12 protein-coding genes and 1 tRNA gene are annotated in these 16,654 nt (G+C 33.6%); 2 read left to right on the top strand and 11 right to left on the bottom strand.

Going from position 1 to position 16,654, the window contains the following annotated elements; all coding sequences use genetic code 11:
- The first annotated feature begins 8 nt into the window (after positions 1 to 8).
- Positions 9 to 82: transfer RNA gene (locus H603_RS0111940), tRNA-Asn, on the top strand.
- A gap of 392 nt (positions 83 to 474) precedes the next feature.
- Here H603_RS0111940 and H603_RS0111935 read toward each other — a convergent pair.
- The 6 genes from H603_RS0111935 to H603_RS0111910 all read right to left on the bottom strand — a co-directional run bounded on the left by H603_RS0111935 (position 475) and on the right by H603_RS0111910 (position 10,249).
- Entirely contained in the window at positions 475 to 885 is a 411-nt protein-coding gene (locus tag H603_RS0111935; RefSeq protein WP_026708830.1) for a DUF2452 domain-containing protein, read from the bottom strand.
- A gap of 160 nt (positions 886 to 1,045) precedes the next feature.
- Complete coding sequence (locus H603_RS0111930; protein ID WP_026708829.1) at positions 1,046 to 3,103, bottom strand: tetratricopeptide repeat-containing sensor histidine kinase; 2,058 nt, start codon at positions 3,101 to 3,103, stop codon at positions 1,046 to 1,048.
- A 308-nt stretch (positions 3,104 to 3,411) separates the two neighbouring features.
- Entirely contained in the window at positions 3,412 to 4,539 is a 1,128-nt protein-coding gene (locus H603_RS0111925; protein ID WP_026708828.1) for a glycerate kinase, read from the bottom strand.
- 105 nt (positions 4,540 to 4,644) lie between these two features.
- The gene (locus H603_RS0111920) at positions 4,645 to 6,264 is read right to left on the bottom strand and encodes a sodium:solute symporter family transporter (RefSeq protein WP_026708827.1); all 1,620 of its coding nucleotides are present in this window, start codon (positions 6,262 to 6,264) and stop codon (positions 4,645 to 4,647) included.
- Between the two features lie 18 nt (positions 6,265 to 6,282).
- A complete protein-coding gene (locus tag H603_RS0111915; RefSeq protein ID WP_026708826.1) occupies positions 6,283 to 7,593 on the bottom strand; it encodes an MGH1-like glycoside hydrolase domain-containing protein in 1,311 nt (436 codons plus the stop codon).
- A 64-nt stretch (positions 7,594 to 7,657) separates the two neighbouring features.
- Positions 7,658 to 10,249, bottom strand: coding sequence for a TonB-dependent receptor (locus tag H603_RS0111910; RefSeq protein ID WP_026708825.1), 2,592 nt, complete (start codon positions 10,247 to 10,249; stop codon positions 7,658 to 7,660).
- Between the two features lie 193 nt (positions 10,250 to 10,442).
- Here H603_RS0111910 and H603_RS0111905 point away from each other — a divergent pair, with 193 nt between their 5' ends.
- The gene (locus H603_RS0111905) at positions 10,443 to 11,441 is read left to right on the top strand and encodes a LacI family DNA-binding transcriptional regulator (protein WP_245576115.1); all 999 of its coding nucleotides are present in this window, start codon (positions 10,443 to 10,445) and stop codon (positions 11,439 to 11,441) included.
- 69 nt (positions 11,442 to 11,510) lie between these two features.
- Here the strand turns inward: H603_RS0111905 and H603_RS0111900 are convergent, their stop codons facing one another.
- The 5 genes from H603_RS0111900 to dut form a co-directional block, all read right to left on the bottom strand.
- Positions 11,511 to 12,761, bottom strand: coding sequence for a murein hydrolase activator EnvC family protein (locus tag H603_RS0111900; protein WP_245576114.1), 1,251 nt, complete (start codon positions 12,759 to 12,761; stop codon positions 11,511 to 11,513).
- Positions 12,762 to 12,821: 60 nt separating this feature from the next.
- On the bottom strand, positions 12,822 to 13,592 hold the full coding sequence (locus H603_RS0111895; RefSeq protein ID WP_026708822.1) for a DUF4292 domain-containing protein: 771 nt from the start codon (positions 13,590 to 13,592) through the stop codon (positions 12,822 to 12,824).
- A 7-nt stretch (positions 13,593 to 13,599) separates the two neighbouring features.
- Positions 13,600 to 14,943 carry a tetratricopeptide repeat protein gene (locus H603_RS0111890; protein WP_026708821.1) on the bottom strand — a complete coding sequence of 448 codons (1,344 nt, stop codon included), beginning with the start codon at positions 14,941 to 14,943 and terminating at the stop codon, positions 13,600 to 13,602.
- A gap of 63 nt (positions 14,944 to 15,006) precedes the next feature.
- Positions 15,007 to 16,023: a sugar phosphate nucleotidyltransferase gene (locus H603_RS0111885; protein WP_026708820.1), complete on the bottom strand. Its 1,017-nt coding sequence runs from the start codon at positions 16,021 to 16,023 to the stop codon at positions 15,007 to 15,009.
- Positions 16,024 to 16,111: 88 nt separating this feature from the next.
- The gene (gene dut / locus H603_RS0111880; protein WP_026708819.1) at positions 16,112 to 16,546 is read right to left on the bottom strand and encodes a dUTP diphosphatase; all 435 of its coding nucleotides are present in this window, start codon (positions 16,544 to 16,546) and stop codon (positions 16,112 to 16,114) included.
- Positions 16,547 to 16,654: the final 108 nt, after the last annotated feature.

The raw sequence follows: 16,654 nt of genomic DNA, 5'->3' as shown, positions 1-16,654 counted from the left end.
ATACAGTTTCCTTCTTAGCTCAGTTGGTTAGAGCATCTGACTGTTAATCAGAGGGTCCTTGGTTCGAGCCCAAGAGAGGGAGCTTTTTAAAAGCCTGACAGCAATGTCAGGCTTTTTTTGTGAATTGGAATGAACTTATGTCAATCTATAGTAAAAGTTAAAAAACTTTAAATCCTATGTTTTATAAAAATGAATTGAACAAGGAAGACAACATAGCTTTATAAAATCTCAAAACAAAGTATAATTTACATAGATAAAATTTTCATAGTTTTAAAACCAAACTCATTCGACTCTTCCTATAAATATATTATCATCAATGAGGAAAACGGTGCTTCAATGAGGGTTGTTGGAGAATTTGTTTTAATTTTTACATCTAACCAATACTTTTAATCCTCAAAGACAAAAAAAGACAATCAAAACATATAGTATTGATTGTCTTTTAATTTTTTATGACGTTTTATTTAAAAAATAATTTTAAATCATATCTTTATTAAGCACCACCCACTTTTTATCGCTGTTCAATTTAAAGGTTCCAATATGCTCTCTATTCCATTCTAGCGGACTAATTAACGATAGAAAGTTAACGCCTGAAACATCACGGTATAAATGATAGATTTCGCCTATTACAGGCTCAAATGAGAACTTAGCGTTATATACTAATTCGTTCCACTCGTACTCCTCCATTAATTTTTGGTACTGTAATTTTAGTTCGTTGAATTTATTACCCAATTCCCTATTTACATTTTCGATTCCCCTACTCTTCCAGGATACGACATCATCTATGCGTATTGCAGGCGCACCTACATTTGTAGCATACGGCAACACATTTGCATTGAATCCTTCATCTGTATTGTAAACAACGTTGTCTGGCTTTTTATCTTGCATGGGAATCTGTCTTAAATAATTGAAATCTTTTTTGTTTAACTAATTTAAAACAAAGTTAAACAAAATAATTAATATCTTCCTAAGACTTCCAAAAGACATTTGGCAATAATCGAAAATAAACTAAGGCTATTGCGAGACTGAAAAGAGATTGTAATTTGAATTATTCTAGAGTAGTATCAGTAAATGGTAGGGTGAAACTAAATGAACTCCCTACATTCAAGGTACTTTGCACGGCTAGTGTACCGCCTAATTTTTCGACAAAATCTTTACAAAGTAAAAGACCTAATCCCGTTCCTTTTTCGTTTTGAGTCCCGAATTTAGATTTTTTGTTATCTGCCGTGAATAAAGCTTGGAGTTCGCTTACTGCAATACCTACTCCGTTGTCGTGCACACTGATTTTTATAAAAGTATCTACTAGTTCGGCTTGCACTGTGATTTTACCTTTTAGATGCGAAAATTTAATGGCATTCGCGACTAAATTTCGAACAATAGTTGTGACTTTATTGTTATCAGTAATTACACTTAAGCGTTCGTGTATTAAATTTTCGATTGTAATTTGCTTTTGTAGGGCTAGCACTTCTAGTAATTTTAGTTCTTCGTCTACTATTTTATGAAGGTAAACCCGTTGTTTAACTAACGAACTTTCTTGATTGATTGCCCAAGCTAATACATCATTTAAAATTAGTGAAGCCTTCATAGCCGACTCTTTAATGGCGTGTAAGAAAGCCGTTTGGTCCTCTTCGTCATACACATCATCTTTTTGCAACATCAGGTCAGTAAACGCTTCGATAGAGCTCAAAGGATTTCTTAAGTCGTGCCCTATGATCTTGAATAATTTGGTTTTTGTCGTATTTAATTCGTTGAGATAATCGTTTTTAACTTGTATTCGATCCTTTAAAGTATTCACTTGCTCTGATTTACTATTGAGTAGATCGTAGTACCTTTTCTTAGCTTTTTGTTGCATAACTAAGATGACCAAAAACACCATTAAAATGATACTGATGAAAATTAAAAAATAAGTCAAATTCATTTTTGACTGTAATTTTAAATGGGCATTTTCGTTCTTATTTTTAAGATTATTAATTTCAAGCTGCGAACGCTCTAGTTCATTAATACTTTGAAAAAGTTGCATCTTCTTTTGCTCTTCATAAACTAGCGCACGATCTTTTATAGATATATATTCGTTTTTAAAACTTAAGGCTTTTTTATAGTCCTTTTTAGCTTCATAAATTTTAGAGAAATTTAAAATAGTATTAGCTTGAATAACCATATCGTTATTCTTTCTTGCTTGTTCAATACTCAAATTAGAATATTTTATAGCTTCATCTAAGTTGTTTTGTTTTAATTTAACATCAGCAATATTTAGATAGATGAGACCGTGTAAAATATTAACATCCATTCGATTAGAAGCTTCTAATGCTTTCTCGAAATAGGCTAATGCCTGAACGTAATCTTTTTCATTAATATAGCAATCACCGATGTTATTGTACACAATTGCAAGGTTATAATCACTTTTTTCAATTGCTAATGCTGCTATGGCCTTTTGATAATAAGGCAACCCTTCTTCAAAACTAACGTTATCAGAGGTGATATTTCCTATGTTAGTATAAGCCGAAATCGCACCTTTTTTATCGTTTTCTTTTAAATCAATCGCTAAAGCCTTATTTAGGTATTTCAGACCCATTTTATAATTCTTGGATCCGTAGATAGTACCAATTCCGTTATAACATAATGCTTCTCCTACTGTGTTTTTATCTTTTCGATATTGATTTAATGCTCTAGAAAAATATTTAAACGAGGAATCTTCTGAGTACACGTAGTAATAGGATTGCCCCAGATAATAATTCAGCTTTGCCAGCTGTTTCTCATACTTGATATTTTCGATAAAAGGCATCGCTTTATTGAAACATTTAATAGCATCAAAATACTTGAATTTTTTGTAATAGTAAATTCCCATTTCAAAGAATACCTTTGCTATTTGTTCCTGTGATTGTATGCGATAGGCAATGGAAAGTGATCGTTTAAAAAGCGGTTGTGCTAATGAATCTTCTTGTATCGAATAGCTTAAAGCTTTTTTTATATTGGAGTCAATAGCAAGCGTGTCTGCAATAAATGCCGAATTAATATCAAGATTCTTGTAGGTTTTTGCTATTGTATTTTGCCCTACTACCCACTGAGAGATTGTAAGTAAGAGGACAAACAAAAAAATGTTTTTCATTCAAGGCTTTTAACATATAGGAACTGCCATTCCTAAATAATTATAAATCATCTTGCGAATATAGCCTTAAATATTAAATAGTTATCCCTTTTTAAATGAGAAAAATATATTCTACTGCGTTTTTGCAGGATTGTAGGTACTAAAGCTCACGTAGGAAAAATATTCTGCCCTTATTAGAGAATTTTTGAATATAATAAAATTATATTCTTTTAATAAACATTATCTCTATTCTATAATGTGCTGTAATCACTTTTATTTTTGGAAATTACTTCCACTAGATTTTTGCTCGAATTAAAAGGGAACTAACATCACTTTTTAAAGTAGTCCTTGATCAACTGCTGCGCAATAAATTCAATGTGTTTTGCTGCATTACTCATAGCATCAGTAGTAGATACAGCCACATCCATGATAGCATGCATTGAATGCGGCTGCAACTTTTCTTTAATGAGTTCTTGATCTTTTATAATTCCTGCTATAATTACAAACGGAATTTTATTTTTGTGTGCTCGGTCACTAATACCCTTAATTACTTTTCCTTCTACTGTTTGTTTGTCTAAGGATCCTTCACCTGTTATGATCAAATTATCTTTTCCTGTTATTGCAACTTCAAAATTAGTTTGCTCCATGATAAAGTCAATCCCCGATTTTATCTTAGCATTTAAGAAGCAAACTGCACCGGCACCTAGTCCTCCTGCTGCTCCACCTCCCAAAATCGTAGCTACATCTATTTTTAAGTGAATTTGTACCTGCTTACTAAAATTCTGTAAGCCCATATCTAATAGTGCAATAGACTCAGCCGAAGCTCCTTTTTGGGCACCATAAATATATGCAGCTCCATTAGGTCCGTATAATGGGTTTTTTACATCGCAAACAACCGTAAATTCGATATCATTTAACTCTAATTTTCGATTCGAACTATCAATACGATCAATTGCTATCAACGATTCACCCACTGGGGATAAGACAACTCCCTTTGAATCAAAAAAATCATAGCCTAATGCAGCAGCCATTCCTATTCCACCATCGTTTGTTGCGCTTCCACCAATAAATAACACTATTTTTTTATATCCTTTTTTTATAGCATCTGCAATGAGTTGACCTGTGCCAATAGTTGTCGTATGCATGCAGTCACGTTCCTCAATTTGTAATAACTGCAAACCCGAAGCATGAGACATTTCGATAAAAGCGGTGTCTTTAGAAACCAGGTATGAGGCAGTAATGTCCTTAAATAAGGGGTTTTTTACAACCACTTCAATTTTAGCCAGTTCAAAATAGTTTTGCAAAATAGCTAAGGTGCCTTCACCTCCATCTGCAAGAGGATGTAAAATTGTTTCTATAGCTGGGTCCCAATTTTTTAGTCCGCGATTGATTGCTTTGCACACTTCCATTGCAGATAAAGAACCTTTAAACTTATCTGGAGCAATTATTACTTTCATATCTTTTATTCTTTAAAATAGTTTTACCTAATACGACTTTAATGAAAAGCAGCACAATATTTTAAAACATTGTGCTGCATGCCATAACAATAAATAACCAATCTATTATATCATAGCTAGTAGTGATGGTAGACTAAAACTAATTCCCAAAATCACTAAGAAAAACAATACTAATATTATAACATCCTTTGAAAAAACATCTTCCCTTTTTACTTTGAATTCGATATTCAAGTTTTCTTTAGTTTTTGTTTTATACAAAGCACTAAAAATTAACGCTAGGGCAAAGGTGATAACAAATCCAGTTAGATTGAACCAGATCCAAAATATATCATTAAAAAAGTATTTAATGGTAATATTGATCACAACTCCACCTATTATCCCCACGTTCATCCCTACATGATTGACTCTTTTAACTAAAATCGCAATAATGAAAGTTGCGAGTATGGGACCGTAGAACTGAGATGAAATCACATTGATTAATTCAATTACAGTACCACCAGTTCCGCCGAATAAATAGGCCGAAGCAATACATACCACACCCCAAAATACAATTGAAATTTTAGAATATTTCATGTAATTAATCTGGCTTAACTTTACTTTACCTCTATTAAATAAATCTTCTACTGTTACCGCTCCAAGCGAATGAATGGTTGCACTAACCGAAGACATTGCTGCAGATAAAATACCTACAATTAATATCCCCATTAAACCATGAGGTAAATACTTAATGATAAAAACCGGCAACATTAAATCTGGCTTAAAGCCGCTTTTTAAAAATTCATCCGGATAATTTTTTTGTGTAAGTAAAACAATATCGCTCATAAAATCAGGTGTTAAATGCACTAATGCACCAATAATTAACCCCATGATACAATATGTTAAAACTACTGGAAATCGCAACAATCCATTTGTAACTAATATTTTCTTTGCAGATCTTTCATCCTTTGCAGATATTAATCGTTGCGCCTGAGTTTGATCTGTTCCATAATAGGATAAGTATAAAAATAAACCGCCTAAAACCATGGGCAATAACCCGTATGTACCACCATCAAAACCAAGGTTAGGAATGTCAATAACTTGTAAACGTTCACTGTCAAATCCTGTAAAATCTGGATTTGCTTGTAGTAAATCCCAACCGTAATAAATACAAATTAGCAAACCTCCAAATAAGATGACCATCTGTATAGCATCTCCCCATACGACAGCTTTCATACCGCCCATGTAAGAGTAAACGATTGTAATTATTGTAATTAAAAGAATGGTCCAATGAAAACTAATATTCAATACTGACTGCAAAATAATTGCTATGGTGTATACTCCAACACCTGTTGACAACGAGCGACTAATTTGGAATACAAAACTTAAAATAATTCGTGTGGATGAAGAGAAGCGTCTTTCGACAAATTCATAAATACTCACAATATTAGCACGATACAGTGGAGGTACAATTATTAAGATAATTCCAATCATTGCCAGTGGTACAGCAAGCTCAAATGTTAGCCATTTCATTCCGCCACCTTGTGCTAAACCCACAAAGGCGGGGGCAGAAATAAAACTTATTGCAGAGAGCTGCGTTGCCATAGCCGATAAACTAAGTGGAAACCATCCCATATCTTTACCTCCTAAAAAGTAATCTTTTCCGTCTTTATTTTCTTTAAAGAACATTCCTAATCCTAGGAAAGCAATTAAATAAACAATGACTACGACGTAATCAATCCAGTTCATAAAGCTTTAATTTTAAGGTTAATTTTCTAGCATGTCTAGAAATAAAGCAGCACTCCATGAAAAGTTTCCTCCACCATATCCTTTTGCATCTGCAGTGTATTCTGACTTTCTAGCATCAAAGTATTCATAGAAACCTGCTTTACTAAGTATCTCGATACTATCAGATTTTACCCTTGCAGCAATCGTATTATACCCGTAATCTTTTAAACCATAGTATAATAACCAGTTTAGATTAATCCAAACGGGACCTCTCCAATACTTCTCTGGATTAAAGCGATCACTTGTAGGGTCAAATGATGCACATAAATACATGTCCTCTCCTCCAAATTTTGTCATCATCGTATTGATAATAATTGCAGCTTGTTCTGTAGAAGGAATCCCTGCAAACAAAGGCGAGAAAGAAGAAGAGCTTACAAATCTGATGGGCTTTTCGTTTCTTAAATCGTAATGAATGTAAGCACCTAATTCTTTGTCAAATAACTTAGCATTAAACGATGCTTTACTCTTTGTTTGCCATTGCTCTAATTGTGCCACTTTTTCTTGATTACCACCTATCAACTTATACAGGTTAATCATGGCATCATTAGACTTTATCAACATCGCATTAAACAATGGATCTTGTACTAAGAATGGGGATAGAGCTGCAATTTTAGCATCGTCATAGTTATGCTCTTTTGCTAATTCGATAATATGTAAATAATGATCATACTCTCTATTTGTAGGTCTTTGAGCAGAGTTGACATGTGTAGTATCTCTTCGTTCAAAAGTATATTGTGGCGGATTCATCGTTTTCCAAATATCGTCCCAAATAGGAGAATTATCTGTTCCTGATTCCCAGTTGTGATAAATATAAACTAAACCTTCATTTTGTGGGTCTCTTTTACTGTAAAAGTATTGATGATTAAAATATACCTGATCAATATTATCTTTAACAAAAGTGAGAACATCGTCTTTATCTGTTGCAATTTCATACATTTTTTCTAATGTAAAACCCAAGACAGGTGGCTGCGTCATTCCCGTTGATGGATAGTCTAAATTTGACTCCGGATGCAATTTTGACAAATGGAAATCACGTCCTGGAAAATAACTGTCTGTCTCAATATGAAAAACGATATGCGGTATAAAACCATTTTTCCACTGTGAATTCAACAATGTTTTCATTTCCTTCTTAGCCTTTTCCATGTCATAGTGTGCAAAACCTATGGCAATAAATCCTGAATCCCATTTCCATTGAAAAGGATATAGACCTTTACTGGGTATCGAGTAGCCTATTTCTTGAAAGTTGTCATTTAATATATTTTGAGCCTCCGCGATCATGTCTTTTTTCATGCTATGCTATTTAATTTTAAAATTTTGTTTATTTTAGAACCAACCTCTCCTCAATTTTTTATTATTAAAAATTGAAAGTAAGATTCACTAATGCTGTTCTAGGAATAATTGGTCTTCCTACAAAAAATTCTTCCTCTGTTTGGTTGTTACCCACCCTTGGAGATCCTTCTGTAATTCCATCTGAATTAAGTAGGTTAAAACTTTGTAATCCTAGACGTAATGTTTCATCAGCTTTACCAATGTTAAATGTGTACCCTAAGTTTAAATCTACGATGCCAAAACCTTCTAATTTAATTGTATTTGCTTCGTTAGCATATTTATCTCCAGAGTAGCTATAATCTACATTAGCATCAAAGTTTGATTTATCATAGGACAAACCTAATTTTGTCATCATGTTTGGCTGTCTTACTAATTTGTTCCCTACAATTGCAGGTGTTTTTTCAGATTTAGTTACTTCATGTTTTTGATAAGTAAATGTACCATTGAAAGCAAAACCTTCAGTAAATCTCCAGTTCCATGTACTTTCAAGTCCGTATGACTTTGTACTTTGTTTGTCTACTTTTTCGATTAAGCCTACACTATTAGGGTCATTGATGAACTCTATAGATCTTCTATCAGATAAGTTTAAGAAGAAACCAGCTAATGTTCCTGAGAACGTACCTTTACCATATTTTAACCCTGCTTCTCCTTGAACAATTTTTTCTGAACTATACGACGATGGATTGTCTAATGCGTCAAATTTTACACTTCTTAATTCTGGAAAAAAATACCCTCTAGAAAAGTTTCCGTATACACTTGCGTTATCATTTACTTTGTAAAGTGCTGCTAGCGCTACTGCAAAATCGTCTGCTGTTACATGTCCTGTTTGAAAAGAACCTGTTCCCCATATTACATTGTCAAGTTTTGCAATTCCTGTATTATCAACTAAGAATGAAGCCGTTTTTTCATTTTCTATATCTCCAGAAGCTCTTTCATAACGAACACCTATATCAAAATTCCAACGATCTAATTTTATTTCATCAGCTAAGAAAAACGCCAGTTTATTACTTGCAATATTTCTATTAGTATATCCAGCACCTCTATTAGTAATACCATTTACAGTGTATCCTGAAACATTTACTAATCCTGGACGGTTGCTGTACTCGCTTAAATAACTTGTAGTGATATTAAAATCTCCTGCCTCTGATCGAGACATAAACGTTCCTCCCGTTAGGGTATGGTTTCCTGTATCGTAGCTCAATTTAATATCTGCAACTAATTCACTTATAGGCCTATTTCTATCTAAAATTCTATTTTCGAATAATCTAGCGTTAGCTGGCAATGCCGTTCCATTTAATTTTGTAAATGAACCCGTAGTTAATCCTCTTGCTGCTAAATATTCTTGTTGAGTCTCTACAGCCTTAGCTCCGCTTACACCTGATCCGTCAAGGAATAAATTAAATTGGTGCTCGTATTGTGATTTTCTAAATTTAGCATCAATTTTAAGATCGTCGTTAAAATTATGTACAAAATTAGTCATGAAGTAACCTCCCTTAGTGCTTACACCATCTCTTATGGGTGATGTGTAAATTCCGTTTGGTGTTTTATATGAAAAGTTTGCAGCACTTGCTGTTTGTAATGTTAGAATTTCCTCACCATTGTTTCCAGTAGGACGGTTTCTTGTTCCACCATCTAATGGGTAAGGCAAGAAAAACTGTACTTGGTCATCAATGTATTGTCCAGAAAATGTAATTGACCCTTTCTCTGTAACTTTCTTTAAGTTACCTCTTAATTGGTAACCTTCTGTAGGCAATCCCGTTTTTATAGGACCTTCATCATATCTATAAAATCCTGTAAGTGCATAAAACATTTTAGAATCTTTCCCTCCTAATTGACCACTAGTCAAGAAATCAGCTTTGTATCTTGAATTTGTACCTAGCTCTAATTTTAGTATGTTTTTTGGTGTTTCCGAACCTGTTACACTAGTATAATTAATAATACCTGCAACCGAACCTACTCCATATAATACAGAAGATCCTCCACGTACAAATTCTAAGCTTTTGATGCCGATGTCTGTTCTAAAATAAACATCATGCGCAGATGAATTAAGGCCAAATGTTGCCAGCACAGGCATACCGTCAATTTGTAAAGGATTAAATTGAAACTGTCCTCCAGAGGGCAAACCTCTTACAAACACGTTAGAAGCAACTTCTCCTCCTCCATTCTCTGTGGTAATACCGGGAATACTTCTTAAAATATTCGCTTGACTACTTGTATTTAATTTAGTCAAATCCTTTGCACTTAAAGAGGTAATAGACAGCGGTGTTTCTTTTTGAGAACGTTTAGTCGAAGTTGCCGTTAATACGACCTCGTCTAAGGTCTCTATACTCTCTTTTAAAATAAAGTCTAAAGTAACATTAGCGCCAAAATTTACTGTTTTAGTCTGCGGAAAGAAACCAATGTAAACCACTTTTATTTTTTGCTCTCCAGTTAAATCTGATTTCATAACGTAATTACCATCCATGTCTGTAGAGGTAGTCACATTAGATCCTAAAATGGCAATATTTACTAGAGGCAACGGATTGTTGTTAGAATCATAAATAGTTCCTTTAATAACTGATTGTGAATAAGAACAAGTTCCTATCAGTAGTAAAAAAAATTTAATATAATTTTTCATAGCTTGGTTATTTTAATTAAATAATTTGGTTGTTAGTTCAGCTAATTTATAGCAGCCGCAAACATTAAAATGACTAAATTAGAGCAAAATCACCGCAAACGTTTTCGCAAACGTTTGCAAAACGAACTTTTTAATACCATAATACAGAAATCAATAAAAAATGCGTAAAAAAAATATAGTTACCTTAAAAAAAATGGCAGTTGATTTAGGATTATCTATTTCTACAGTCTCTCGAGCTTTAAATGGACATGTTGATATAAGCGCTGAGACAACCACAAGGGTAAAAGATTATGCAAGCAAGGTAAAGTATGTTCCCAATCTTTTTGCCAAAGGATTTAGGTCTCATAAAACAAATATTATAGGGGTAATTATTCCTAATATCGAACATCAATTTACCGCTACTTTATTAAAAGGAATTATTTACAGTGCAGATCTTAGCGGATACAAAGTGATTATTTGTGAATCATTTAATAATGAATTAAAACAAGCCGAATTATTAGAAACAATGGTACAGTTTGGAGTAGATGGTGTATTAATGTCATTAGTAAAAAAAACTACTAAGATTGAGCCCATATTGGAGAGTATGAAAAACTTTCCGCTAATATTGTTTGATAGGATTTCGAGCAAAGTTCCTTGTACCCAAATTATCGTCGATGATGAAGATGCTGCTTTTAAAGCCGTTGAACACTTGATACAAACCGGTAAAAGCCGTATCGCAATTATTAAAGAAACAGAAAGCTCTATAATTTCAGAAAAGCGATACATGGGCTATTTAAGGGCTTTGAAACAATATGGTATTCCAACTGATGACAGTATTATATTAAGTTCAGAAGATTTATCGATCGAAGAGGGAAAAAAGTTAACGACAATTTTGCTAGGTTTAAAAGACCGACCTGACGCCATATTCGCTATTACTGACGAGGCCGGAGTAGGCGCAATTCAAAGTATCAAAAAAAACAAAATTAAAATTCCTGCAGAGATTGCCGTAGCTGGGTTTAGCAACTCTGCTTTCTCAACGATTATCAAGCCTAATTTAACTACGATCGATCAGCCAGGAAACCGAGTGGGTGAATTAGCCATAAAAACATTAATTGACGAGATCAACAGTCCCGATGAAATTAATCATAAAACCATCCAAATTAAAACCAACTTGATTATTAGAAAATCCTCCTTTAATCCTCTTAAAAAATAAACAGCCTCGCTTTTACTAAAAAAGCGAGGCTGTATTTATCTATTGTATTAAATGATTTTTTAGCTCAATTTATCTTCGTGCTAACCAACTTTTAGGGTCATTAGTTGTTGTGTTTTGTAACAATAAAAATTTCAGTACTGTTTTACCGGTATCTCCATTTGTACGAATGCGACCTATACTTTGCTTAGTACTTACTTTGTCTCCTTTGCTCACATTAACTGAACTTAAGTTTTGATAAACAGTGAAGTAATCTCCATGTTGGATCATCACAACTTTATTTACTGGTGATACCACCATTACACTAAATACTTCTCCACCAAAAACGGCCAAGGCACTTGCTCCATCATTTGTAGTGATTTCGACACCACTATTGTGAATTACTAACGAATTATAAATAGGGTGCGGTTGATCACCATATCCTAATGATATAAACCCCTTATCCACCGGCCAAGGTAAGTTACCACGATTAGATCTAAAGTTATCAGCAACTAATTTTGACTCAGGAGTCAACTCAATTCTTGATGATGAAACGGGTTCCTTAGCAGCTGTAGCAGCCACTTCTTTTGGTGTCGCTTTAGATTTCTCAGCTAGCGCTTTGGCTTTTGCTTTTTCTAGAGCTGCTTTTCTATTTGCTTCAGCAATCGCTTCTCTAATTATGCGGTCAATTTGCCTGTCGATTGTTTTAGATTCTTTTTGCTTTTTTCGAATATCAGAAACGATTCTGTTTTTATCTTTCTTGATCTCGTTAACTAGTTTCTCCTGCTCTCCTTTTTCTTTTTCTAGAACGGTACGCTCTTTTACATTTTCGGCAAGTAACTTTTGCTTAACAATTTTTTGACTGTTGATTTTTTTATTAATCACAATCAAATCAGTCGACTTAGATTTAATTTCTTCTCCTTGTGATTTTCTAAAATTGGTGTATTGCTTTAAGTATTGTGCTCTTTTATATGCTTGTAAAAAAGTTTCAGATGATAAAATGAACATGGCGCGACTTTGTTCTGACCTGCTTTTATATGACTTTACAATCATCTTAGCATAATCTTGCTTCAGTACAATAAGCTCTTTATTAAGTTTATTAATTTTAAGCTGATTGATGTACATGTCGTTAGCCAACAGTTTTGTTTGCTTTTCAGTAGTATTAATTAAGTTTTCCTTCAGTCTAATTTTGTTTTTTTGAATCATAAAAACATTCATAGCCGACTTTTCCTTCGACTTAACCGACTGCAACATCTTTTCGTTATCACGAATTTCTTTTTGAATTTGGGCCTTTCTTTGTTCCAACTTATCTTGTTGGGACTGACTCCACATGACAGAAGTCATGCAAATGCAAATTAGGGCTAGGAAAAATTTTGGCATCTTAAAAAATATATTTTTGCAAATTTACTTAATTATAACTTTATTGTAACCATTTGGCACACTATATGGAAAAGAAAGTTCCTCATTAAAAGAAATTGTATTGTAATCTAATTTTATTTCTGATTTTTTGTCTTTTTGATAGCTGTTAATAACCACATTTGAAGGGATTGTTATTTCGTTGTTCGTTTTCGGATCTGAATACGAAATCAATATCATTCTCTCCTCAGTAGGCTGACTTACTTCTTGTTTTTTTATTTCGAAATCACTAGCATCGATATAAAAAGATTTCTTTGTACCACCATTTTCATTATCGTCTAATCGATACATTTGTTCTAATAATGATTCTGTATATTTTCCTTTATTTAGGTCGTCGATTGCCTCACCTATAAGCATGTTTTGCATTTTAGTATAATCTAAATCTGTACCCAGCCATTTGCTCAAAGTACTGAAATCTCCTTCGAAATACGTTCCTTTGATTTTTTCATAATAACGCACCGATTTTGGTGTTATTGAAGCTTTGGCCATTGTAATTCCTAAAAAACGGATGCTTACTAGGATTTCTTCGTCTTTTTTAATTTTGATTTCCGCGGTCACATTCTGCGTTTGTTTGTCATCTGCATAGCGCACATTAGCTTTTACATATAGTGTCGAAAAATCCTTTTTATTATCATAATGTTTATTAATGATTGTTTTAGATTTTAAATAGATAGCAGGAGTAATAGGTTCTGTTACCACTGATTGTGTTTTACAAGAAGCCATCATAATGATGGCTAATAATAAGCTTATCTTTTTCATAATTAAATTATTTTTTTAGTAATTCATTAGCTTTGTTAAAATAGAATTCCTTCTTCTTAAGATCACCTAAACCATTGTATGCCTCTCCCAATTGAATATTAAAATTGACTTCTAAAGGCTTGTTGTCGATTAAAAAATCTATTCCTGATTCTAAAACGTCTTTGGCTTTTTTAAATTGTGTTAATTGATTATAACCTAAGCCTGCATAATAATAAAATTGAGGCTGTGATGGAAATAAGCTAAGTAACTCCTCGGCCGTTTCCATTACTTTTTTGAACTCTTTGTTTTCGGTGTATGCTTGAAGTAAAAGAATATTTACGTCTACTTGTGCGACCTCACTTTTACTTTTGGCCTTTTCATACATCGCGATTGCTTTAGCCCATTCTTTTTTATTGTGATAAAATTTTCCTATTTCAAAAGCTACATTAATCTCTTTATCATGGTCGAAATAGTCAATAGCCTTATCCAACTCTGCACTATATTGAGTGTTTTTATCGACATACAATAAGAATTCGTTCATGATGCGGTGCTTGATTTTATTATCAATTTGCATGCTTGCAAGAACAGTGTGTACTGCCTTAACCACTTTTGGACCATTATTTTGATCTAAATACATTTTGAACAAACTCACTTGGGCCCACTCTGATTCTGGAATTTCCTTCTCTAACTTTTTCACAGTAGCCTCTACTTTCGCTATATCATCCACTTTAGAATACAAGTAAATTAAGGCCGTATAATTGGCTTCCTCCTTTGGATATTTCGCGATAAGCGCCTCTAAGTTTTCGATTTCACTACTCTGATATTTGGGCTGCGATAAAATTTGCATTTTATAATTGTCTCTCCTATCTGTAGATCCAACAGTTTCATTTAGTTCGTTTATTAAAGCTAGCGCCTTATCAAACTGTTCTGTATTCATGTAAAGTGAAGTTAGATCTTCTTTGAATTTTGGATCGAAAGTGATTAATTTATTAACGGTAATGATACCATTTCTAAAATCTTTTGTCGCATAATCAACATCGTACATTCCCACGAAAAACCATTTGTTTGTTGGGTCAATTTTGGCTGCTTGTTCGAATGAAAAATAGGCATCCCTATACTGTTTTAGAGCCAGATAATTTTTCCCTAATTCGAAATGAACAGTCGCATTTTCAGGCGCTATTTTTAAGCATTGCTTTAGTGATACAATTGCTTTATCGTAGTTTTCAATCCCTTTTTGCTTGAGCGATTCATAAAAGTAATCTTGAAATTTAGTGCTTTCACTTTCAGTATTTGCAGGTTGTGCCTGAGCCAGCAAAACCGAAGCATTGCTAATCACGAGTAAAACCAAATTGAGAAGTGATTTCTTTTTCATAATTACTTTTAAAAAATAGCTGCAAACTTTCTAAGCTTGCAGCTACTTATATTGTGATGTTAACTATTCTAAAACCGAATAATCTCCTATGCTTACACTTGTAAATTCACCATCATAACTTACGTGATTTCCTATCATCGCGTTATCTAGCTTGGCATTGCTAATGTGAGCATGTGTTTGCACTAAGCTGTTTTTGATTGTACTATTAATCACGTGACATCCTTTACCCAAAGAAACGTTAGGTCCTACAGTAGCGTTTGTCAAGATAACATCGTCACCAATGTAACATGGTGGAATAATTGTAGCGTTGTCTAAACGCACATTAGATGCTACTAAGTTTGCTTTATCACTGTCTAAAAATCCTAACATGCGAGAGTTTGTTTCTACAGTTACATTCTTATTTCCGCAGTCCATCCACTCGTCTACACTTCCTGTTTTAAAAACTTTACCTTTATTCATCATGGCTTTAATCCCATCATTGATTTGGTATTCACCACCGTTTTGAATGTTGTTATCCAATACATTTTGTAGTTCGTTTTTCAAGTCAGCTACCTCTTTGAAATAGTAAATCCCAATCACAGCCAAATCACTTACAAATTCAGATGGTTTCTCAACTAGCTCTGTGATTTCGTTATTATCGTTCATTTTTACTACACCATAAGCCTCTGGTTCATCAACTTGCTTTACCCAAATCACCGCATCTGCAGTAGGATCAAGATCAAAATCAGCCCTAATTAAAGTATCTGCATACGCAATTACTGCAGGTCCTGACAAAGACTCTTTAGCGCACATAATGGCGTGTCCTGTTCCTAATGGCATATCTTGACGGTAGATTGATGCTTTTGCACCCAACCCTTCAGCCAACGCTTCTAAACTTTTTACCACGTCGTCACCAAAAAAAGCTTCATCACCAAGGATAAAAGCAATTTCTTCTACTGGTTCTTTTAATATTTTTGCAATATCTTGAACCAAACGGTGCACTATAGGTTGTCCTGCGACAGGAATTAATGGTTTAGGAACTGTTAAAGTATGTGGACGAAGACGTGAACCACGTCCAGCCATAGGAACTATTATTTTCATTTTTATATTATTGAAAGATTAAATGATTGAAAGATTAAATGATTCTATTTGAACATCAAATACTTCAACTTTTAAATTACTAAATTTTTTATTTTACACCTGTGCTACCAAAACCGCCTTCACCTCTAGAAGTTTCTGATAATTCTTGAACTTCAATCCACTCCGCACGGTCGTGTTTTGCAATAATCAATTGTGCTATTCTTTCGCCGTTATTGATAACAAAATCTTGATTGGATAAATTTACTAAAATCACTCCTATTTCTCCACGGTAATCAGCATCAATCGTGCCAGGACTATTGAGTACTGTAATTCCGTTTTTAAAGGCTAATCCGCTTCGTGGTCTTACTTGTGCTTCATATCCTAAAGGTAATTCGATAAAAAGCCCTGTTTTCACAGCAGTTCGCTCTAGCGGCTTTAAAGTAATAGATTCTGATAAATTAGCTCTTAAATCCATTCCTGCAGAAGCTATCGTTTCATAGCTTGGCAAGGCATGTTGTGATTTATTGATTATGTTTATTTTCATTTTTATAATTTGTGTCTGTATTCTTTTCGAATTACAAACGTAGATTAATGTGTTTTATTTTTAATATTGACAGCAAAAGCATACTCTTAAAGCTTGCAAGAGGAGCAA

This window comes from Flavobacterium frigidarium DSM 17623 (assembly GCF_000425505.1).
Classification (GTDB): Bacteria; Bacteroidota; Bacteroidia; order Flavobacteriales; family Flavobacteriaceae; genus Flavobacterium; species Flavobacterium frigidarium.
This window is presented reverse-complemented; position numbering and strand designations above follow the sequence as displayed.